We start from the raw sequence: 20641 nt of genomic DNA, 5'->3' as shown, positions 1-20641 counted from the left end.
CGGCACCGGACGCACCTGGCAGGATGGAACGGTGACTTCCGCAGGTGAATCCGACCGTCCCGGTGCGTCGATGACCCTCTTCGAAGCGGTCGGCGGCGAACCCACCTTCCGCAAGCTGGTCGACGAGTTCTACGCCGGCGTCGCCACCGACCCCCTGCTGCGGCCCATGTACCCGGAGGAGGACCTGGGCCCGGCCGCGGACCGGATGACACTGTTCCTGATGCAGTACTGGGGCGGGCCGAACACGTACTCCGCTCAGCGCGGGCACCCGCGGCTGCGGATGCGCCACGCACCGTTCCGGATCGGCGCGGCCGAACGGGACGCCTGGCTGCGGAACATGCGCCGCGCCGTGGACCGGCTCGACCTTGAGCCGGAGATCGCCAGCACCCTCTGGGACTACCTGGAGCGGGCCGCGTACTTCATGGTCAACGTCGAGGACGACCCGGCCGACGGCCGCTGACCCACCCCACCCAAAGTGGCGTCAGAGCAGCGCGCCCTCGTCGTGCAGCCAGTCCACGAAGCTGGTGGCGACCGCCGCGCCGCAGTCGAGCATCTCGACCAGGAGCGCGTCGTGTGTGCCGGCACCCAGGGGCACCTGAAGCTCGGCGTAGATCGGTAGCTGACCGCGCTCGGTCGGGTCACCGATGTACGCCTTGCAGAACCGGCGGGTGTGGTTCCACTCGTTGACCACCCGGTACGCCCGGTCGGCCCAGTCCGGCGGGACCGTGGCGTGCGGGCGTGCCCGCATGACCAGGATCTCGTCCTCCGGCCCTTCGAGGGTGACCAGCACCGCGTGCCGCTCCCACATCGCCAGCAGGTTGCCGTCGCCGTCGGCCAGGTAACGCACGTCGAGCAGATCGAGCGCGTCACAGACCCGGCTCAGACTCACCGGCTCGACGGTGGCGGGCATCTCGGTCAGCACAGGCCGCTCGTTGGACGGGCAGTCGTCCCCCGGCTGGCGAGGGCTGGGCGGCCCGATCCGGACCGCGCTATCGACTGTGATCCCGCTTCGGGTTTCCGGATCGCCGCCGTCGGCGGGACCGGGGCGCCATGACCACCACGGCATCGCTCGCGCACCTCACTCCCCAGCGGATCCAGTCGCCTACGGTGCGTTGGATCCGAGGATGGACGGTACCCGGACAGCCGGGTTGAAGCACCCCCCCAACGACCGCCCCTGACCAGAAGAATGATCCGGGGTCATCCGTTCGGACGAGAGCTCAGAGGTGTCACGGCAAGATCCGTGGCCTTCTGCAACCAAGCCGCTCCGTGCGGTCCCACCAGGCCGACCCAACGACCGGCCACCCGCACCTGAACGGCGTCCCCGCCCTCGCCAGCCGCCGAGCCGTGGGCGGGGCCGAGGAAGCCCATCCGGACCACCCCCTGCACCAGCCGCTGCGGCACCTCGACCGGCGCGGCGGGCGTCCCGTCCGGGGTGATCAGCACCGCCACGTGGTCGAGCAACGCGTCACGCAGGGCCCGCTGGCCCACGGCACGGCCGGCCACACCCTGCTCGCTCGCCGTCCGCAGGGTGCCCGCCGCCGCGTCGGCGATCCGTCGCAACTCGGCAACGGGCAGCGCCTCCACCTGGTGGCTCCGCGTCGGCGGCAGCGGCCACAGCCACTGGGCGTCCCGGCGGGTCGGCAGGGTCGTGCCGCCCCGCTCCAGCTCGGCGAGCAGCTCCGCGGCTGCCACCGTGGCGTCCTCGGCCGGCCCACCGGCAACCGTGCGAACCACCAGGACCTGCCACGGCAGCCGGGCCCACAGGGCGACCCGGCCCGGTGCGCCGGCCGGCCGCAGCCGGACCGGCGCGACCGGATCCAACCGGACCAGCCGGGCCAGGAAGGCGCCCGCGTCCGCCACCCCGGCGACACCGTGGGTGGACGCCGCCGTCCGGCCCGGCTCGGCGGTGCCCGGCCGGGTCACGCCGCCCCGCCCTGCGGTGCGTACGTGAGCAGGAAGTCCCGTTCCTCGGTGGTGATCCGCCGGGGCACCTGGCGGGTCAGGTCGAACGGCACCAGCACCGAGCGGGCCCGGCTGGCCAGCACCTCGCCGTCGTACAGCTCGTAGGCGACGGTGAACCGGGAGGCCCGGATCTCCTCCACCCACAGCTCGATCCGCACTGTGGGTGCCGCCTCCGCGGTGGCCCGACCGAGCGCGTAGTCGACCGGGCGCAGGTAGTCGACCTCGTGTCGGCGGATCACCACCCCGTCGGCGAACGAGCCGACGCCCCAGGCCCGGCCGCCGGCGAACATCAACGCCACCCGCGCCTCCTCGTACAGGGTGAGGAAGCGCGAGTTGTTGACGTGGCCGTACGCGTCCAGGTCGGACCAGCGCAGGGTGCAGTGGTAGACGAAGCGGTCAGACACCTTCTCGGCCGGTCAGTCGCGGGTCAGCTTGCGGTAGGTCACCCGGTGCGGCCGGGCGGCCTCCGCGCCGAGGCGGTCGATCTTGTTCTTCTCGTACGCCTCGAAGTTGCCCTCGAACCAGAACCACTTGGACGGGTCCTGGTCGTCGCCCTCCCAGGCCAGGATGTGCGTGGCGACGCGGTCCAGGAACATCCGGTCGTGCGAGATGACCACGGCGCAGCCGGGGAACTCCAGCAGCGCGTTCTCCAGGCTGGACAGCGTCTCCACGTCCAGGTCGTTCGTCGGCTCGTCGAGCAGGATGACGTTGCCGCCGATCTTCAGGGTCAGCGCCAGGTTGAGCCGGTTGCGCTCACCGCCGGAGAGCACCTTCGTCGGCTTCTGCTGGTCCGGGCCCTTGAAGCCGAACGCGGCGATGTACGCCCGCGACGGCATCTCGACCTTGCCCACCATCAGGTAGTCCAGTCCGTCGGAGACGACCTCCCAGACGGTCTTGTCGCCGTTGAGGCCCTCACGGTTCTGGTCGACGTACGACAGCGAGACCGTCTCGCCGACCCGGACCGACCCGCTGGTCGGCTCCTCCAGCCCGACGATGGTCTTGAACAGCGTGGTCTTACCGACGCCGTTGGGACCGATGATGCCGACGATGCCGTTGCGCGGCAGCGAGAACGACAGGTTGTCGATCAGCAGCCGGTCGCCGAAGCCCTTGCTGAGGTTCTGCGCCTCGATCACCGTGCTGCCCAGGCGCGGACCCGGCGGGATCTGGATCTCCTCGAAGTCCAGCTTGCGGGTCTTCTCCGCCTCGCTGGCCATCTCGTCGTACCGGTCCAGGCGGGCCTTGGACTTGGTCTGCCGGGCCTTCGCGTTGGAGCGGACCCAGTCCAGCTCCTCGGTGAGGCGCTTCTTCATCTTGGCGTCGCGGCGGCCCTCGACGGCCAGCCGGGCGGCCTTCTTCTCCAGGTAGGTGGAGTAGTTGCCCTCGTACCCGATCGCCCGGCCGCGGTCCAGCTCCAGGATCCAGCCGGCCACGTTGTCGAGGAAGTACCGGTCGTGGGTGATCGCCATGACGGTGCCGGCGTACTTCGCCAGGTGCTGCTCCAGCCAGGAGACGCTCTCCGCGTCCAGGTGGTTGGTGGGCTCGTCGAGCAGCAGCAGGTCGGGCGCCTCCAGCAGCAGCTTGCAGAGCGCGACCCGGCGACGCTCACCACCGGAGAGCTGGGTCACGTCGGCGTCCGGCGGCGGGCAGCGCAACGCGTCCATGGCCAGTTCGAGCTTGGAGTCGACGTCCCAGGCGTCGAGGTGGTCAAGCTCCTCCTGGAGCTTGCCCATCTCCTCCATGAGCTCGTCGGAGTAGTCGGTGGCCATCTGCTCGGCGATCTTGTTGAACCGCTCCAGCTTGGCCTTGGTCTCGGCGACCGCCTCCTCGACATTGCCGAGCACGGTCTTGGCCTCGTTGAGCGGGGGCTCCTGGGCGAGCATGCCGACGGTGTAACCCGGCATGAGTCGGGCTTCGCCGTTGCTCGGCTTGTCCAGCCCTGCCATGATCTTGAGGAGGCTGGACTTACCGGCGCCGTTCGGACCGAGCACACCGATCTTGGCCCCCGGCAGGAAGCTCAACGTGACGTTGTCGAGCACGACCTTGTCGCCGTGCGCCTTGCGCGCCTTTTCCAGAACGTAGATGTACTGGGCCACGGTGCGGGCTACCTCCGTCGGTTGCTGTCGCTGATCGGCGGCGCGGCGCGGGCTGCGAAGACCGCCCGCCGCCGCCGGCCGGGGAGCCGGCCACGCGCACGCCATCGTCAATCCTGACAGGTACGGCGCGGTTCGCCCACATCACCCCGCCCCAGGAGTACGCAAGCGGCCGCGAGCCACGGGCTGTCGACAAGATCACCTCTAGGATTCGGTCGCACCGAGGCGGGTAGGAGACTCCGGCACGGGGCACAAGACGCCGCAGCTACGCTCAGTACGCTCATCGCGGTGGACCCGTCAGTACCCGGAGGTGGCCGATCGTGACCGTCCGTAGCTCCTTTGTCGTAGTGGCGAACCGTCTGCCGGTCGACGAGGTGAGCACACCCGAGGGCCGGCAGTGGCGACGCAGCCCTGGCGGGCTGGTCACCGCGCTGCATCCCGTGCTCGCCGAACACAAGGGCACCTGGGTCGGCTGGGCCGGTGGCACCGGCGCGGCCCCAGAGCCGTTCGACCTGGAGGGGATCCGGCTACACCCGGTCCCGCTCAGCGCCGAGGAGTTGGAGCGCTACTACGAGGGCCAGTCCAACGCGACGATCTGGCCGCTCTACCACGACGCGGTGGAGACGCCGGCCTACAAGCGCCGGTGGCGGGAGGCGTACCGCCTGGTCAACGCCCGGTTCGCGGAGGCCGCAGCCGACGTGGCGGCCGAGGGCGCGACGGTCTGGGTGCAGGACTACCAGCTCCAGTTGGTGCCGGCGATGCTCCGTGAGCTCCGCCCGGACCTGCGGATCGGGTTCTTCCTGCACATCCCGTTCCCGCCGATCGAGCTGTTCATGCAGATGCCGTTCCGTACCGAGATCCTGCGCGGTCTGCTCGGCGCCGACCTGGTCGGTTTCCAGCAGCGGCTGGCCGCGCAGAACTTCGTCCGGCTGGCCCGGCACCTGCTCGGGCTGCGCTACGAGGGGCAGATGATCCAGGTCGACGGTCGGCAGGTGAAGGCGGGTGCCTTCCCCATCTCCATCGACACCCAGGAGATGGAGCGGATGGCCGCCGATCCGGCGATCCAGGCCCGGGCCAAGCAGATTCGCGCCGAGTTGGGCGACCCGAAGACGATAATCCTGGGCGTGGACCGGCTGGATTACACCAAGGGCATCGAGTTGCGGCTCAAGGCCTTCCGGGAGCTGCTGGCTGACGGAAAGTTGACAGTTCCCGACGCGGTCATGGTTCAGGTCGCCACGCCCAGCCGCGAGCGCGTGGAGCACTACCAGGCACTACGGGTGAAGGTGGAGCGCGAGGTCGGTCGGATCAACGGCGAGTTCGGCAGGGTCGGCGTGCCGGCAGTCCATTACCTCCATCAGTCGTACAGTCGCAGTGAGCTGGCGGCGATGTACGTTGCTGCCGACGTGATGATGGTGACCCCGCTGCGAGACGGAATGAACCTCGTGGCGAAGGAATACGTAGCATCACGTGCCGACCAGGGTGGTGCGCTCGTACTCAGTGAGTTCGCCGGCGCCGCCACCGAGCTTCGCCAGGCATTTTTGTGTAACCCGCACGACCCGGACGCGGTCAAGGACGCCCTCCTCCGGGCAGTGCACGTGGAGAAAACCGAGGCACGCCGCCGGATGCGGACAATGCAACGTCACCTGCGTACCCACGACGTGGGCCACTGGGCCAAGTCTTTCCTCTCGGAGCTCGGAGTTCCCGAGGCGGAGGCCGAGTGAACACGTCCGTCAACGATGGGGCGGCAATCGCCACCGGGGTCATGGACCCTGAGTTGCGTTCCGCCATCGGCCGGATCGCCCGGGTCCCCCAGCTCCTGGTCGCCTGCGACTATGACGGCACGCTGGCGCCGATCGTGGAGGACCCGAGCACGGCTGTCCCGCTGCCCGAGTCGGTGGCCGCGGTCCGCGCGCTCGCCGCGCTGCCGCAGACCACCGTGGCGGTGGTTTCCGGTCGGGCGCTGCGCGACCTGGCCGCACTCTCGCGGCTGCCCAGCGAGGTGCACCTCGTCGGCAGCCACGGCTCCGAGTTCGACATCGGCTTCGTGGAGCGGCTCTCCCCCGAGCTGGTCGCCGTGCGGACCCAGGTCCGCAACGCGCTGCGTGAGATCGCCGCCCAGCACCCGGGCATCCGGCTGGAACGCAAACCGGCGAGCGTCGCGATGCACACCCGTGGGGTCGACCCGCAGGTCGCCGCAGCCGCCATCGAGGCGGTCCGCAACGGGCCGGCCACCTTCGACGGCGTCACGGTGACCCAGGGCAAGGAGGTCATCGAACTCTCCGTGGTGGCCACCCACAAGGGCACCGCACTCGACCAGTTGCGGACCCAGCTCGCCTCCAGCGCGGTGCTGTTCATCGGCGACGACGTCACCGACGAGAACGGGTTCGGCCACCTGCACGGTCCCGACCTCGGCATCAAGATCGGCCCCGGCGACACCCAGGCCAGCTACCGGGTGGCCGACCCGCTGGAAGCCGCCCGCGCGCTGGCGCTGCTGCTGGAGACCCGGCGGCACTGGCTGTTCGGTGAGCGGGCGGTGCCGATCGAACGGCACTCCATGCTGGCCAACGGTCGTACCGTCGCTCTGCTCACCCCCGAGGCCAAGGTGAGCTGGCTCTGCCACCCCAAGCCGGATTCGGCGGCGATCTTCGCCGACCTGGTCGGTGGCAGCCCGGCCGGCCACTTCAGCATCACCCCGGAACGTGGCGGCATCCCGCTGGGCCAGCGCTACCGCTCCGGCACGATGACCGTGGAGACCCGCTGGTCCGGGCTCACCGTCACCGACTGGCTGGACAAGCCCGCCCGGGAGACCACCCCGGACGACAGCCCGGCCGTCATCACCGGCGACTCGACCCTGGTCCGGGTGCTGACCGGCAGTGGCAAGGCCCGGGTGGAGTTCGCGCCGAGGCCCGAGTTCGGTCAGGTCGCCGTGCAGTTGCAGCCCCTCGGCGACGGCCTGCTGGTGCTCGGCTCCAACGAACCGGTCGCGCTCTACGCACCCGGCGTGGAGTGGGAGGTCGGCAACGACGGCGGTTACGAGACCGCCAAGGCGATCGTCGACCTCTCCGCCGCCGGTGGTCAGGTCGTGCTGGAGCTGCGCTTCGGCACGCACAGCCTGGAGCACCACCGGGTGCCGATCCACGAGCGGCAGGCCGCCGCCGAGCAGCCGTGGAAGGACTGGGTGGCCTCGCTGCGGCTGCCGTCCACCGCCCGGGACCTGGTCGCGCGCAGCGCTCTCACCCTGCGCGGGCTCTGCCACGAAGCCACCGGCTCGATCCTGGCCGCGGCGACCACCTCGCTCCCCGAGGAGCTGGGCGGCGTCCGCAACTGGGACTACCGCTACTGCTGGCTTCGCGACGCCGCGCTGACCGCCCGCGCACTCGTCGACCTGGGCTCCGTCGAGGAGGCCGAGGCGCTGCTGCGCTGGGTGGACGGCTGCATCGAGCGCACCGGCGGGCACCCGGAGCGACTGCACCCGCTCTACACCATCGACGGCTACGAGTTGGGCGCCGAGGCGGTCATCGACACGCTGCCCGGGTACGCCGGCTCCCGGCCGGTCCGGGTCGGCAACCTCGCCAACCACCAGTTGCAGCTGGACGTCTTCGGCCCGATCGCCGACCTGATCGCGGCCGTCGCCGACGCTCGCGGTTCGGTCCGCGATGACGAGTGGCGGGTCCTGGAGAACATGGTCGAGGCGGTCCGCCGCCGCTGGCACGAGCCCGACCACGGCATCTGGGAGGCCCGGCTGCCGCCCCGGCACCACGTCTTCTCCAAGGTGATGTGCTGGATGACCGTCGACCGCGCGCTGCACGTGATGCGCGAGCACGGCGGCGAGGACCGGCCCGAGTGGAAGGACCTGCGCGACCGGATCGGCGCCAACGTGCTGGAGCACGGCTGGCACTCCGACGTCGAGGCGTACAGCGTCGCGTACGGGGACGAGGACATGGACGCCTCGTCGCTCTGGATCGGCCTCTCCGGCCTGCTCCCGGGCGACGACCCGCGCTTCCTGTCCACCGTCCTGCGGATCGAGGCGGACCTGCGCAGCGGCCCGGTCGTCTACCGCTACCACTGGGACGACGGCCTGCCCGGCCGTGAGGGCGGTTTCCACATCTGCACGGCGTGGCTGATCGAGGCGTACCTGCGCACCGGTCGCCGCACCGACGCCGAGGAACTGTTCGCGCAGATGGTGCTGACCGCCGGCCCGACCGGGCTGCTCCCCGAGCAGTACGACCCGCTCGCCGAGCGCGGCCTGGGCAACCACCCGCAGGCGTACAGCCACCTCGGTCTGATCCGCTGTGCCCTGCTGCTGGACAACATGCTCAAGCAGTAGTCGACAGTACGTGAGGCAGGGCCGGAGCATTCCTGCTCCGGCCCTGCCTCGTCGATCATGGAGTTGTGGTGGGCGACAAATCATCCGCTACCGCTACAAGCTTGGCGCCTCAACTCCCTGATCGACCAGGGTCAGTGCGGGCCCAGGGCGTCGACCACGTCGCCCACCACGACGACGGCGGGCGGGCGTAGCTCGGCGGCCAACAGATCGGCGGCCACCTCGCCCAGCGTGGACCGCAGGACCCGTTGGGTGCCGGTGGTGGCTTCCTGGACGACGGCGGCCGGCGTCTGCGGCGACCGACCGTGGGCGATCAGGGTGGCGGTGATGGCGGCGAGGTTCTTCAAACCCATCAGGATCACCAGGGTGCCGTGCAGACCGGCGAGGGCGTCCCAGCGCACCAGCGAAGCTGGCGCGTCGGGTGCCAGGTGCCCGGAGACCACAGTGAACTCGTGCGCCACCCCCCGATGGGTGACCGGGATGCCGGCCGCGGCCGGCGCGGCGATCGAGCTGGTCACCCCGGGCACCACGGTCACCGGCACGCCGGCGGCCGCGCAGGCCAGCAACTCCTCGCCGCCGCGGCCGAAGACGTACGGGTCACCGCCCTTGAGCCGCACCACGAAGGCGCCGGCCAGGGCCCGGTCGACCAGGATCTGGTTGATCTCCTCCTGGGCCCGGGACGGGCCGTAGGGGATCTTCGAGGCGTCCACCAGCTCGACGTCCGGGCGCAACTCGTCGAGGAGCAGCCCGGGCACCAGCCGGTCGGCGACCACCACGTCGGCCTCGGTGAGCAGCCGCCAGCCCTTCACGGTGATCAGCTCCGGGTCCCCCGGCCCCGCCCCGACCAGCGCCACCCGCCCGGCCTGCCGCCCATCGGTCGTCCCACTGGCAACGTCGGGCGGGCCAGCGATCCCGTCCGGTGCCAGGCGAACGGCGAGCAGGTCGCGGATCGCGTCGCGGACGGTCATCGCCCGGCGCGGGTCGCCGCCGCCGAGCACCGCCACAGTGACCGGGCCGTGCCGGGTCACCGCCGGGGTCCAGGCGGTGGCGGCCGTCCGGTCGTCGGCCCGGACGCAGAAGATCCGCCGCTCGGCGGCGACGGCACTCACCGAGGCCGCCGCCATCGGGTCGTCGACCGCGACCTGGACCAGCCAGGCGCCGTCCAGGTCCTCGGGCACGAACCGGCGCGGCACCCAGTGCAGCCGACCCGCGTCGGCCCGGGCGCGCAACGCCGGGGTCAGCTCCGGGGCCACCAGCAGGACGTCCGCACCGGCGTCCAGCAGCGCCGGTACGCGCCGGGTGGCGACCGCGCCGCCACCCACCACGACCACCCGCCGCCCGTGCAGCCGCAAACCCAGGGGGTACGGACTGGAGGTCACGCCGCACCACCGAGGCGGACGGCTCGTTCGCTGCGCGTGCTCACTTCTCGGCCACCCCTGCGGAGTCGAAGGTCGCCACCTCGTGCAGCACCCGGACCGCGCCGGTGACCACGGGCAACGCCAGCAGCGCGCCGGTGCCCTCGCCGAGGCGCAGCCCCAGGTCGATCAGCGGGTCGAGGCCGAGGTGGCGCAACGCGACAGTGGCACCGGGCTCGGCCGAGCGGTGGCCGGCGACCATGGCGCCGACCGCCGCCGGGGCGAAGGCGGCGGCGGCGAGCGCGGCCGAGACCGCGATCACGCCGTCCAGCAGCACCGGCGTGCGACGCGCTGCGGCCCCCAGGATCAGCCCGGCCAGTGCGGCGTGCTCCAGACCACCGACGGCGGCCAGCACCCCCAGCGGGTCGGCCGGGTCGGGGGTGTGCCGGGCCAGCGCGGCCCGCACCACCGCCACCTTGTGCGCGTACGTCGGGTCGTCGACCCCGGTGCCCCGACCGGTGGTGTCGAGCGGGTCGGCGCCGGTGAACGCGGCGATCAGCACGGCGGCCGGGGTGGTGTTGCCGATGCCCATGTCACCGGTGAGCAGGATGCCGGCACCGGCGTCGATCAGCTCGTCGGCGATCCGGATGCCGGTCTGCACCGCCGCCAGCGCCTCGTCCCGGGTCAGCGCGGCGGTCACGGTGAGGTCGCGGGTGCCCCGGCGGACGGATGCGACAACCAGCCGGGGCACAGCCGGGTCGAGCACAGCCGGGTCGAGCACGGCCGGTTCGGTGGCCGGGTCGGTGGGCAGCGGGGTGGCCACGCCGACGTCGACCACGGTGACCGAGGCGCCGGCCTGCCGGGCGAACGCGTTGACCACCGCTCCACCGGCCAGGAAGTTGCCGATCATCTGCGCGGTGACCTCCTGCGGCCAGGGGCTGACCCCCTGGGCGTGCACCCCGTGGTCGCCCGCGAAGATCGCCACCGCGGCCGGCTCGGGCAGCGGTGGTGGGCAGACTCCGGCCAGGCCGGCGAGGCGTACCGAAAGTTCCTCCAGCGCGCCCAGCGATCCCGCCGGCTTGGTCAGCCGGCCCTGCAGCTCCCGGGCCGCGGCCATGGCCGCTTCGTCCGCCGCGCGGATCGCCGCGATCGTGGTCTCCAGCATCATGCCTCCATGGTCTCGCGCAGCACGTCGATGAACGCGTCGGTGGTGTTTCGGTCGCGTACCGCGACCCGCAGCCAGTCCGGCCCGAGGCCGGGGAACGTGTCGCCTCGGCGCACCGCCCAGCCGCGCTCGCGCAGGGCGTCCCGGATCGCTGTCGCGCCCGGCAGGTGCAGCAGGACGAACGCGCTGGCGGGCCGGCCGACGACGCGTACACCGGGCAGTTCGGCGAGGCACGCGACCAGGTGCTCGCGGTCGGCGGCGAGGTCGGCGGCGATCGCGCGTTCGGCCTGGACCGCGACGGCGCTGGCGCAGGCCGACGCGGCCGCCAGCGCGGGCGTGGAGACGGCCCAGAGCGGCTGGACGGCGGCCAGCCGGGACAGCAGCTCGGCGGCGCCGAGCAGGTAGCCGATCCGCAGGCCGGCCAGGCCCCACGTCTTGGTGAGGCTGCGCACCACGAGCAGGCCGGGCAGGTCGCGGCGTTCGGCCAGCGACTCCGGTTCGCCCGGGTGCCCGGAGGCGATGGTGGTGTCGGCGAACGCCTCGTCGACCACCAGCACCCGGCCGGGGCGGGCCAGCGCGGCCACCGTCCGGGCGGGGTGCAGCACCGAGGTCGGGTTCGTCGGGTTGCCGATCATCACGAGGTCGGCGTCGGCGGGCACCCGGGACGGGTCGAGCCGGAAGTCGTCGGCGGCGTCGAGCAGCACCCGCTCGACCGGGTGTCCGGCGGCCCGCAGCGCCGCCTCCGGCTCGGTGAACTGAGGGTGCACCACCACGGGGCGGTGCACGCCGCGCAGCGCCTGGGCGATCAGCACGAAACCCTCGGCGGCGCCGGCGGTGAGCAGCACCTCGTTCGGGTGACGGCGGTGTCGGGCGGCGACCGCCGCCTGGGCCGTCGCCGGGTCCGGATACCGGGCCAGGTCGGTCAGGGTCGCCGCGATCGGGTCGGCCAGCCAGGAGGGAGGCCGCGCCCGGCGGACGTTGACGGCGAGGTCGATCAGGCCGGCGGTCGCCTCCGCGTCGCCGTGGTGGGCGAGGTCCGGCTCGACCCCGGTGGGTGGGGCGACAGCGCTCGGCTGATCAGACATGTCCGCGATCCTGCCGGGAAGGCGGCCGGTGGGACAGTCGATCTCGGCGTAAGCCGCGTCACCACTCGCCGGTTTAAGAGTTCTTCTCATGTACGAATCGGAAATGTCATAACTTGACCAGGTGAGCAACCGACCCCTTGCTGCCGCTGGTCGTCTCGTCCCTCTCCTCCGCGCCGGGCTGATCGCCGGAATCGTGATCGCCGCCGTCGCCTATCCACTGGTCGCCCTCACCGGGCTCGGCGCGAAAGCCACCGCGCACGCCGTGGAACAGAAGACCCGGGTGCTGAAGACCGCCCTGCCCGCCGAGACCTCGTACGTCTACGGCCCGGACGGCAAGACCGTGCTGACCATGTTCTACGAGGAATACCGGCAGTACACCAAGCTGTCGGACATGTCGCCGAACATCCAGCAGGCGATCGTGGCCGCCGAGGACTCCCGCTTCTACCAGCACCACGGCGTCGACCCGAAGGGCGTGGCCCGCGCCTTCGTCTCCAACGCCCGCTCCGGCGGCTCCCAGGGCGCCTCGACGCTGACCATGCAGTACGTCCGGATGGCCCTGCGGGACAGCGCGACCACGCCCAAGGAGGTCCAGGAAGCCACCCAGCAGACCAGCGTTCGCAAGGTCAAGGAGATGCGGATGGCGCTGGACCTGGAGAAGGAGTTGAGCAAGGAACAGATCATGGAGCGCTACCTGAACTCGGCGTACTTCGGACACCGGGCGTACGGCATCTACGCGGCCAGCGAGATCTTCTTCTCCAAGACCCCGAAGGACCTCACCCCGGTCGAGGCCGCCACCCTCGCCGGACTGGTCAAGTCCCCCTCCGAGTACGACCCGGCCGACTCCGACCAGAAGGAGGCCACCGGGCGGCGCAACTACGTGCTGGACCGGATGAGCCAACTCGGCTACCTCTCCCCCGACTCCGCTGCCGCCGCCAAGTCCGAACCGATCCGGCTCAAGCTGACCACCCCACCGCACGACTGCGCCGCGGTGGCGGAGAAGTACAACAGCTGGGGCTTCGCCTGCGACTACCTGAAGAACTGGTGGAGCGCGCAGCCCGCGTTCGGGGCGAACCGGCTGGAACGGATGGACAACCTGCGCCGGGGCGGCTACCGGATCGTGCTCAGCCTCGACCCGAAGGTCCAGGAGGCGGCGGAGAAGAGCGTCGGCGCCAAGGAAGCCACCGGCAGTCCGTTCGCCAACGGCATCGTGGTCTCCGAGCCGGGCACCGGGCGGGTGAAGGCCATGGCGGTGAACCGGACGTACTCGCTGAACCTGGCCGACAACCCGCAGAGCTCCAACCCCGAGGCCGGGCCGAAGGTGAAGGCCAACTACCCGAACACTGTGGCACCCCTGCTCGGCGGCGGTGACCTGGCCGGCTACCAGGCCGGGTCGACGTTCAAGATGTTCCCGATGTTGGCCGCGCTGGACTCGGGGATGCCCCTCTCCACCTCCTTCAACGCGCCGCACCGCTACAAGTCGGCCGTGTACGACGGCTGGGCGCCCTCCAACGCCAGCGGTGCCATGACCGGCCAGCAGACCATGTGGTCCGGCTTCGGCAAATCGGTCAACACGTACTTCGTGTGGCTGGAGGAGAAGGTCGGCGCGGACCGGGCGGTCCGGTTGGCCGAACAGCTCGGGCTGCGGTGGCGCACCGACGTCGACCGGGAACAGGCGTCCCCGGCCAAGGCGAAGAAGTGGGGTGCGTTCACCCTGGGCGTCTCCGACGCCACCCCGCTGGAGATGGCGAACGCGTACGCCGCCATCGCGGCCGACGGCCGCTACTGCGAGGCCATCCCGGTGCAAGCGATCATGAACCGGGACGGCACACCCGCCACGTACGCCACTCCGGGCGGTCTGCACCGCGAGGTGGCCAAGCCGCGCTGCCGGCAGGTGGTGAGCGCGGACGCCGCGCGGGCGGCCACCGACGCGGCCCGCTGCCCGACCGGAGACACCCCGGCGCGCGGCAGCTGCGGCGGATGGTCCACCGCCGACAGCGTGCGGGGCACCGTCGGACGGCCGGTGGCCGGCAAGACCGGTACGACGGACAGCACCCGGTCGGCCTGGTTCGTGGGCTACACCCCGGAGTTGGCCGCGGCGAGCTTCATCTCCGACCCGGACAACCCGTTCAACGCGGTCGGTGACGGGCAGTCCCAGATCCCGATCAAGGCGGTCTCGGAGACCCTGCGCGACGGCCTGAAGGGCACCCCGACCCGCCAGTTCACCCCACCGTCGGACGCCATCGTCGGCTGACCGGCGGCTCGGGAGTCAGCGCAGGTCGGCGGGGCTCGGCGGGAGCCGGCGCGGCTCAGCGCAGGTCGGCGCAGGTCAGCGCAGGTCGGCGCGGCTCAGCGCAGGTCGGCGGCGACGAACGACCACAGCTCCAGGTCCACCCGGCCGCCGCTGACGAACCCGGCGTTGCGCAGCAGACCCTCGTAGCTGAACCCGGCCTTCTCGGCGACCCGACGCGAGGCCAGGTTGCCGGGAGCCACCCGCAGTTCGACCCGCTGGAAGCCGTGCTCCAGGATCAGCGCGATGGCCACCGCGTCGACCGCCTCGGCGGCGAAGCCGAAGCCCCGCGCGTGCGCCGCCATCGCGTAGGAGATCTCGGTGAGGCGGGCGCCCCAGTCGGTGCGCCGGGTCCACAGCGAGCCCACCACCCGGTCGTCCTCCCGCCGGAGCACCGCGTAGTGGTCGCCCTCCCCGCTGTCGCGCCGCTGCCGGGCCAGATCGGTGCACCAGGCCAGCCCGTCGATCGGGCCGGAGTCGTCGGGCAGCGGCAGCCAACGCCGGGTCAGCTTGTCGGCGAAGATCTCCCCGGCCGCCGCCGCGTCGGCCGCCGTGAGCTGACGCACCTCGGTACGCGGGGTGGAGACGGTCAACGCCGGGAATCGGCGCACCGCCACCTGACCGATCACACCGACACCTCGCCCGGCTGCGCGGGTACCACCTCGCTCGTCGGATCGGCCGCCGCCGCGGCGACCAACCGGGCCGCCGTCTCCGGATGGCTCGCCCAGTGCACTGTGAGCTGTGAGGCGTGCACGTTACGCCAGACGAAGCCCTCCGGCGCGCCGCCGTCCCAGCTCCAGGCCGGGCGCTGACCGGCGCGGGGGGTGAGCACCGCACGGTGTGCCTTGTGCCCGACCAGCACCGTGCCGGTGGCGGCGACCACGCTGTCGGTCTGGGCGGTCGCCTCCCGGTAGCCGGCCACCACCCCGTCGCGGCTGACGCCGACCGCGTCCAGGACACCGCACATGGGCAGCCCGTCCAGTTCCCGGGCCAGCCAGAGCAGCCCGGCGCCCTCGGCGATGACCGGACGCCCGGTCCGCGCCAACTCGGCCACCGCGATGCAGAGCCGCCGGTTGGCCGACAACTGCTCGGCGTACGCCTCGGGCAGCGCACCGCCGACGACCAGCGCGCGGGTGCCGACCGGCAGCGCCTCGTCGCGCAGCGGGTCGACGACGACGACCTCGGCCCCGGCGGCCCGGAGCAACTCGGTCGTCTCCGGGTGGCTGAAGCTGCCGCCCGGCCCACCGGCCACCGCCACCAGTGGGCGGTTCGCCGGGGGTGTGAACGTGCCGAGGGCCTCCTCGGGAGACCAGGCCGGCGCCGGCAGCGGCGGGGCGGAGCGGGCCAGGCCGAGCAGCCGTTCCAGGTCGACGGTGGCGGCAACGGCCTCGCCCAGCCGGCGGACCGCACGGACGGCGTCGGCCGAGTCGTCGACCACCGGTGCCACCCCGTGCCGCCGCGACGGCAGCACCGCCGGCAGGTCCTGGCGACGCAGCGCGCCGTAGACCGGCACCCCCACGTCGTCCAACGCCTCGCGCAGCATCCCCTCGTGTCGCGACGACGCCACCCGGTTGAGGATCACCCCGCCGAGCCACAACTGCTCGTCGTACGAGCGGAAACCGTGCACCAGTGCGGCCACCGACTGACCCATCGCGGCCACGTCGACAACGAGCACCACCGGGCTGCGCAGCGCGGCGGCCGCGGCGGCCGTGGACTCCTGCTCGGGACGGCCACCGACCGAGTCGTACAGCCCCATGCTGCCCTGCACCACGGCCAGCCCGGCATCGGCGGCGCCGTGCGCCACCAGCGGGGCCAGCCGGTCGAGGCCGACGAGTCGGGGGTCGATCACCCGACCCGGCCGACCGGAGGCGAGGCCGAGGTAGGCGGCGTCGACGTGGTCCGGCCCGAGCTTGAACCCGGCGACGTCGACCCCTCGCTCGGCCAGGGCGGCGAGCAGCCCGATCGCCAGCGCGTTCTTACCGTGTCCGGAGGACGGCGCGCTGAGCACCAGGCGCGGCACGACGGTCATCATCGACTCCTCGCGAGCGGCGGCGGGTACGCGACGGGACGACCAAGGCCGATCCGTCGGCGTGACGATACCCGCCCGGCTGGAGGCGCGAGCACCGCCAACCGGGGTGGGCGGCCCGGCCCTGGCAGCGCCCCGGGGCGTCGGCCCCGGCCCGGTCCGGCCGGTCCAGGTCAGTGGCGCCGGTCATACGAGTAGCCTCGGTGCCGTGTACCGGTTCCTGCTGAGCCCACGCTGGCTGGGCGCTCTCGCGCTGACCCTGGTCGCGGCCGCCGTCATGGTGTTCCTCGGCAACTGGCAGCTGGACCGCTACCGGGGGCGCACCGAGGTCAACGAGCGGATCGACGCGGGCCAGCGGATGGCTCCCGTGCCGCTCGCCGACGCGCTGCGCGCTCCCGCCGGCGGCGCGGGGACGGCCGGTCCGGCTCCCGCCGAGGACAAGGTCTGGACCCGGGTCACCGTCACCGGCCGGTACGACCCCACGAACACCGTGCTGGTCCGTGGCCGGACGGTGGACAGCCGGGTCGGTTTCGAGGTGCTCACGCCGCTGGTGCTCGCCGACGGCACGGCGCTGCTGGTGGACCGGGGCTGGATCCCGCCCGCGCCCGGTGGGGCGACCGCCCAGCCGTCGGTGCCGGCCGCGCCGACCGGCGACGTGACGGTGGTCGGTCGGGTGCACGAGACCGAGAGTGGCGCCGGCGCGGTGGCCCGACGCGACGGGCTGCTGGAGATCCGGCGGATCGGGGTGTCGCGGCTGGCCGGCGAGCTTCCCTACCCGGTCTACGGTGCGTATCTGCTGCTCGACGAGCAGACCCCGGCAGCCGATCCGGTGTTCAAGGCGGTGCCGGTGGGGCACGCCAACAACTGGCAGAACTTCGGCTACGTCGTGCAGTGGTGGCTGTTCGCGGTGATGGCCCTCTTCGGCTATGGCTGGGTGGCCCGTCGGGAGGCCCGCCGGGCCGCCGGCATCGGCACCGCCCCGGCTCCGCTGGACCGGGCCGCCGAGCCGACGCCGACCGCTTCCGCCTGACCTCGCCCGGTCAGCCGGTCACGCGGCCGGCGTGGATGGCACGGACCGCGTCGATGGTGTCCGCCTCCGCGGCGGACTTGTCGTCGCGATAGCGCACCACCCGGGCGAACCGCAGCGCCATCCCACCGGGATAGCGCGAACTCGTCTGCACCCCGTCGAAGGCGATCTCCACCACCTGCTCGGGCCGGACCCGGACCACCCAGTCGCCGCGTTCCACGGCGAGGTCGAGGAACCGCTCGGTCTGCCACCGCAGCAGCTCGTCGGTGAGGCCCTTGAACGTCTTGCCGAGCATGACGAAGTCACCGGTGCGCGGGTCACGCGCACCCAGATGCAGGTTGGACAGCCAGCCCTTGCGCCGGCCGCTGCCCCACTCGACGGCGAGCACCACCAGGTCGAGGGTGTGTCGCGGTTTCACCTTGACCCAGGCGGCACCGCGCCGGCCGGCGTCGTAGGGGGCGTCCGGCGCCTTGACCACCACGCCCTCCTGCCCGGCGTCGAGCGCGGCGGCGAACGCGGCGGCGGCCTGCTCCGGACCGTCGACCTCCATCCGGCCAACCAGCAGCGACGAATCCACCGAACCGGCGAGGGCGGCCCACCGCTCCCGGCCGGGCAGGTCGATCAGATCCTCGCCGTCGAGGTGCAGCAGGTCGAAGAAGTACGGGGTGAGCACGGTCGCGCCCGTGCTGGCGGCCGCCGCGAGCACCGCCGGGGCGACCGGTGTGCGCCCGGTGGTGCTGGGGGTGGTGCGTCGGGCGGCCCGGCTCGACGTCTGTTGGAACGGCAGTGGGCGGCCGGTCTCGTCCAGGCCGATCGCCTCGCCGTCGAGGACCAACTCCCGACCGGGCAGGGCACGGACCGCGGCGACCACCTCGGGCACCCGGGTGGTGATCTCGTCGAGGCTGCGGGTGAACACGGCGATGTCGGTGCCGGAGCGGTGCACCTGGATGCGGATGCCGTCGAGCTTCACGTCGACCACCGCCGGCGTGCCGGTCGCGGCGAGGGCCTCGTCGACCGAGGGGGCGCTCTGCGCGAGCATCGGCGCCAGCGGGCGGCCGACCTGCAGACCGAACCCGGCCAACTCGGCGGCCCCTCCGGCCAGCGCGGCCACCGCCACGGCCCGGAGATCACCGGCGAGCAGCAACGCCCGGCGGACCGCCGCCACCGGCACCTCGGCGGCCCGGGCCACCGCGTCCGCGAGGAGCCCGGCCTGGGCGCCCTGCCGTAGCTCGCCACTGAACAGGCCGGTGAGCAGCCGCTGCTCGTCGGCCGTCGCCGCCGCGTAGAGGGCACCGAGCAGCGCTCGACGCCGAGCCTGTGAGCCCGAGCCGTGCACCGCGGCGATCTGCGCGACGGCCGCGTCCACGGCGGCCACCGTCAACGTCGGCTCGGCGGCCGGTGGCGGCAGGTCACGCAGGCTCGCGTAGCCGACGCCGGTCTGTCGTTGGCGCAGCTCACCGGCGAGATAGCCGGCGCCGGCCTCGACCTCGTCGGGGTCGAGCCGGCGCAGCGCGTCAGCGAGCAGCTCCACCTTGGCCCGTCGGCCGCTGGTGGCACCGACGGCGGCGGAGGTGGCTGCCAGATCGAGGAACCGCACGCAGCTCATCCTGCCAGTCACCTCCGACACCGCCCGGGCATTGCCGTGCCCGGGCGGTGTCGGCAGGGTGCCGCCCACTCACGCGGACGACGGTTCAGGCGGAGACGGGTTCCTCGATGCGCAACCCTCGGGCCCGGACCTCGCCGGCGACCCGGGAGAGCACCGAGTCGAGGGCGACCAGGGCGGCGGAGAGCTCACCGAGCTGTTCGTTGAGCGTGTCCTCGGACCACGCGGAGACGTCGACATCTCCCAGCGCGCTGACAGCGGCCCCCAACCGGGCCATCACCTCGTTCGTACTCATGTACGAAAGGCTATAACAGCCGACCATCCGACACGCCGTAAACTCCCAGATCAGGCCCAAAGTTGTCGTTCTGACACCTAACCGCCGACCGCCGCCACGTTGCGCAGGAGCAGCGCCTCGGCGAGGCAGACCCGGGCGAACTCCCCCAGGTGCAGACTCTCGTTCGGGCCGTGCGCGCGGGCGTGCGGGTCCTCCACACCGGTCACCAGGATCGCCGCCTTCGGGAACATCTCCTGGAAGGTGGCGATGAACGGAATCGAGCCGCCGACGCCGATGTCGACCGGGGCGGTGCCGTCCCAGGCGGTCCGGAAGGCCGAACGGGCGGCATCGAACATCGGCCCGGACGCGTCGATCACGCACGGGTCGCCGTCGTGTTCGAAGGTGACAGTCACCTGCGCACCCCACGGCGCGTGCTGCTCCAGGTGCGCGCGCAGCGCCGCGTACGCCCGCTTGGGATCGTCGCCCGGGGCGAGTCGGACGCTGAGCTTCGCCTTCGCGGCCGGGACCAGGGCGTTGGGCGCCTCGCCGGTGGACGGCGCGTCCACACCGAGGATGGCCAGCGCCGGCTTGGTCCAGAGCCGGTCGGTGATCCGGCCGGTGCCGATGAACTGCACGCCGTCCGCGAGCCCCGCCTCGGCCCGGACCCGGTCCTCCGGGTAGTCGACGGTGGCGCCCTCCCGGCCGACGAGGCCGTCCACGGCCACGTCACCGGCGTCGTCGTGCAGCGTCGCCAACAGCCGGACCAGCGCGGTGAGCGCGTCCGGCACGGCACCGCCGAACATGCCGCTGTGCACCGCGTGGTCCAGCGTGCGCACCTCGACGAAGCAGTTGACGATGCCCCGCAGCGAGGTGGTCAACGCCGGTACGCCGATGTCCCAGTTGCCGGAGTCGGCGATCACGATGACGTCGGAGGTGAGCTCGTCGCGGTGCTCGGCCAGCAACTGCTCCAGCGAGTCGGAGCCGTACTCCTCCTCGCCCTCGATGAAGAGGACCACGCCGACCGGCAGCGCGTCACCGTACGCGCGCAGCGCCGCGACGTGCGCCATGATGCCGGCCTTGTCGTCGGCCGCGCCCCGGGCGTAGAGCCGGCCGTCCCGTTCCACCGGCTCGAACGGGTCGGACTCCCACAGCGACCGGTCGCCGACCGGCTGGACGTCGTGGTGGGCGTAGAGCAGCACGGTGGACGCACCGGGCGGGGCGGCCCGACGGCCGATCACCGCCGGCTGGCCGCCGGATCGCACGATGTCGACGTCCAGGCCACAGCCGCGCAGCAGTTCGGCGACCGCCTTGGCGGAGCGTTCCACGTGCGAGTGGTCGAAGCCGTCGAAGGCGATGCCGGGAATGCGGACGAGGCGCTCCAGGTCGGCCCGGACGCCGGGCATCTCCCGCTCGACGGCGGCCCGCACCTCGGACTCGGACATG

General features: G+C 72.4%; 17 protein-coding genes. 5 read left to right on the top strand and 12 right to left on the bottom strand.

What is annotated here, in order from left to right:
* Window positions 1–70: 70 nt before the first annotated feature.
* A complete protein-coding gene (locus ABTW72_RS14960) occupies window positions 71–460 on the top strand; it encodes a globin (RefSeq protein WP_350858792.1) in 390 nt (129 codons plus the stop codon).
* A gap of 21 nt (window positions 461–481) precedes the next feature.
* On the opposite strand, the gene ABTW72_RS14955 is transcribed toward ABTW72_RS14960, so the two are convergent.
* The 4 genes from ABTW72_RS14955 to ettA all read right to left on the bottom strand — a co-directional run bounded on the left by ABTW72_RS14955 (window position 482) and on the right by ettA (window position 4055).
* Window positions 482–1066, bottom strand: coding sequence for a type III secretion system chaperone family protein (locus ABTW72_RS14955; RefSeq protein WP_350858789.1), 585 nt, complete (start codon window positions 1064–1066; stop codon window positions 482–484).
* Between the two features lie 131 nt (window positions 1067–1197).
* A complete protein-coding gene (locus tag ABTW72_RS14950) occupies window positions 1198–1923 on the bottom strand; it encodes a DUF8185 domain-containing protein (RefSeq protein WP_350858786.1) in 726 nt (241 codons plus the stop codon).
* Window positions 1920–2366, bottom strand: a complete 447-nt coding sequence (locus tag ABTW72_RS14945) for an acyl-CoA thioesterase (protein ID WP_091405490.1) — start codon at window positions 2364–2366, stop codon at window positions 1920–1922. The genes ABTW72_RS14950 and ABTW72_RS14945 overlap by 4 nt, the downstream gene beginning before the upstream one ends.
* A 12-nt stretch (window positions 2367–2378) precedes the next feature.
* Window positions 2379–4055, bottom strand: coding sequence for an energy-dependent translational throttle protein EttA (gene ettA / locus ABTW72_RS14940; RefSeq protein ID WP_203123467.1), 1677 nt, complete (start codon window positions 4053–4055; stop codon window positions 2379–2381).
* Window positions 4056–4372: 317 nt separating this feature from the next.
* Between ettA and ABTW72_RS14935 the strand changes: the two genes are divergently transcribed.
* The gene (locus tag ABTW72_RS14935) at window positions 4373–5773 is read left to right on the top strand and encodes an alpha,alpha-trehalose-phosphate synthase (UDP-forming) (RefSeq protein ID WP_030333449.1); all 1401 of its coding nucleotides are present in this window, start codon (window positions 4373–4375) and stop codon (window positions 5771–5773) included.
* Window positions 5774–5814: 41 nt separating this feature from the next.
* Window positions 5815–8379: a trehalose-phosphatase gene (otsB, locus tag ABTW72_RS14930; protein WP_350858959.1), complete on the top strand. Its 2565-nt coding sequence runs from the start codon at window positions 5815–5817 to the stop codon at window positions 8377–8379.
* 131 nt (window positions 8380–8510) lie between these two features.
* Here the strand turns inward: otsB and cobA are convergent, their stop codons facing one another.
* From cobA to cobC, 3 genes are read right to left on the bottom strand one after another with little or no spacing between them, the layout of a single operon-like run.
* On the bottom strand, window positions 8511–9755 hold the full coding sequence (cobA, locus tag ABTW72_RS14925; RefSeq protein ID WP_350858781.1) for a uroporphyrinogen-III C-methyltransferase: 1245 nt from the start codon (window positions 9753–9755) through the stop codon (window positions 8511–8513).
* A gap of 40 nt (window positions 9756–9795) precedes the next feature.
* Window positions 9796–10896, bottom strand: coding sequence for a nicotinate-nucleotide--dimethylbenzimidazole phosphoribosyltransferase (gene cobT, locus ABTW72_RS14920; RefSeq protein WP_350858956.1), 1101 nt, complete (start codon window positions 10894–10896; stop codon window positions 9796–9798).
* The gene (gene cobC / locus ABTW72_RS14915; protein ID WP_350858778.1) at window positions 10896–11981 is read right to left on the bottom strand and encodes an Rv2231c family histidinol phosphate aminotransferase CobC; all 1086 of its coding nucleotides are present in this window, start codon (window positions 11979–11981) and stop codon (window positions 10896–10898) included. The genes cobT and cobC overlap by 1 nt, the downstream gene beginning before the upstream one ends.
* 121 nt (window positions 11982–12102) lie before the next feature.
* On the opposite strand from cobC, the gene ABTW72_RS14910 reads away from it, so the two are divergent.
* Window positions 12103–14232 (top strand): transglycosylase domain-containing protein, encoded by a 2130-nt coding sequence (locus ABTW72_RS14910; protein ID WP_350858775.1) that lies wholly within the window; start codon window positions 12103–12105, stop codon window positions 14230–14232.
* A gap of 95 nt (window positions 14233–14327) precedes the next feature.
* Here the strand turns inward: ABTW72_RS14910 and ABTW72_RS14905 are convergent, their stop codons facing one another.
* Together ABTW72_RS14905 and ABTW72_RS14900 are read right to left on the bottom strand one after the other, a co-directional pair.
* Window positions 14328–14897 carry a GNAT family N-acetyltransferase gene (locus ABTW72_RS14905; protein WP_350858772.1) on the bottom strand — a complete coding sequence of 190 codons (570 nt, stop codon included), beginning with the start codon at window positions 14895–14897 and terminating at the stop codon, window positions 14328–14330.
* The gene (locus tag ABTW72_RS14900; protein WP_350858769.1) at window positions 14894–16297 is read right to left on the bottom strand and encodes a cobyrinic acid a,c-diamide synthase CobB; all 1404 of its coding nucleotides are present in this window, start codon (window positions 16295–16297) and stop codon (window positions 14894–14896) included. Before ABTW72_RS14900 ends, ABTW72_RS14905 begins: the two co-directional genes overlap by 4 nt.
* A gap of 205 nt (window positions 16298–16502) precedes the next feature.
* Between ABTW72_RS14900 and ABTW72_RS14895 the strand changes: the two genes are divergently transcribed.
* Window positions 16503–17324, top strand: a complete 822-nt coding sequence (locus ABTW72_RS14895) for an SURF1 family cytochrome oxidase biogenesis protein (protein WP_350858766.1) — start codon at window positions 16503–16505, stop codon at window positions 17322–17324.
* Window positions 17325–17334: 10 nt separating this feature from the next.
* Here ABTW72_RS14895 and ABTW72_RS14890 read toward each other — a convergent pair whose 3' ends face one another.
* The 3 genes from ABTW72_RS14890 to ABTW72_RS14880 all read right to left on the bottom strand — a co-directional run bounded on the left by ABTW72_RS14890 (window position 17335) and on the right by ABTW72_RS14880 (window position 20640).
* Window positions 17335–18927, bottom strand: a complete 1593-nt coding sequence (locus ABTW72_RS14890) for an ATP-dependent DNA ligase (protein ID WP_350858763.1) — start codon at window positions 18925–18927, stop codon at window positions 17335–17337.
* A gap of 85 nt (window positions 18928–19012) precedes the next feature.
* On the bottom strand, window positions 19013–19219 hold the full coding sequence (locus tag ABTW72_RS14885; protein ID WP_030333429.1) for a hypothetical protein: 207 nt from the start codon (window positions 19217–19219) through the stop codon (window positions 19013–19015).
* A gap of 77 nt (window positions 19220–19296) precedes the next feature.
* Window positions 19297–20640 carry a dipeptidase gene (locus ABTW72_RS14880; protein WP_350858954.1) on the bottom strand — a complete coding sequence of 448 codons (1344 nt, stop codon included), beginning with the start codon at window positions 20638–20640 and terminating at the stop codon, window positions 19297–19299.
* Window position 20641 lies beyond the last annotated feature (1 nt).

Origin of the sequence: Micromonospora sp. NPDC127501, assembly GCF_040302185.1 — a bacterium.
Classification (GTDB): domain Bacteria; phylum Actinomycetota; class Actinomycetes; order Mycobacteriales; family Micromonosporaceae; genus Micromonospora.
The sequence above is the reverse complement of the archived record's forward strand: the minus strand, read 5'-3'. Positions and strand labels throughout refer to the sequence as shown.

What these genes read in the sequence shown, in the direction of transcription:
- ABTW72_RS14960 (WP_350858792.1), top strand. Translation starts at nt 71, where the DNA reads ATGACCCTCTTCGAAGCGGTCGGCGGCGAACCCACCTTCCGCAAGCTG.
- ABTW72_RS14955 (WP_350858789.1), bottom strand. Translation starts at nt 1,066, where the DNA reads ATGCCGTGGTGGTCATGGCGCCCCGGTCCCGCCGACGGCGGCGATCCG.
- ABTW72_RS14880 (WP_350858954.1), bottom strand. Translation starts at nt 20,640, where the DNA reads ATGTCCGAGTCCGAGGTGCGGGCCGCCGTCGAGCGGGAGATGCCCGGC.
- cobT (WP_350858956.1), bottom strand. Translation starts at nt 10,896, where the DNA reads ATGCTGGAGACCACGATCGCGGCGATCCGCGCGGCGGACGAAGCGGCC.
- cobC (WP_350858778.1), bottom strand. Translation starts at nt 11,981, where the DNA reads ATGTCTGATCAGCCGAGCGCTGTCGCCCCACCCACCGGGGTCGAGCCG.
- ABTW72_RS14900 (WP_350858769.1), bottom strand. Translation starts at nt 16,297, where the DNA reads ATGACCGTCGTGCCGCGCCTGGTGCTCAGCGCGCCGTCCTCCGGACAC.
- ABTW72_RS14890 (WP_350858763.1), bottom strand. Translation starts at nt 18,927, where the DNA reads ATGAGCTGCGTGCGGTTCCTCGATCTGGCAGCCACCTCCGCCGCCGTC.
- otsB (WP_350858959.1), top strand. Translation starts at nt 5,815, where the DNA reads ATGGACCCTGAGTTGCGTTCCGCCATCGGCCGGATCGCCCGGGTCCCC.
- ABTW72_RS14885 (WP_030333429.1), bottom strand. Translation starts at nt 19,219, where the DNA reads ATGAGTACGAACGAGGTGATGGCCCGGTTGGGGGCCGCTGTCAGCGCG.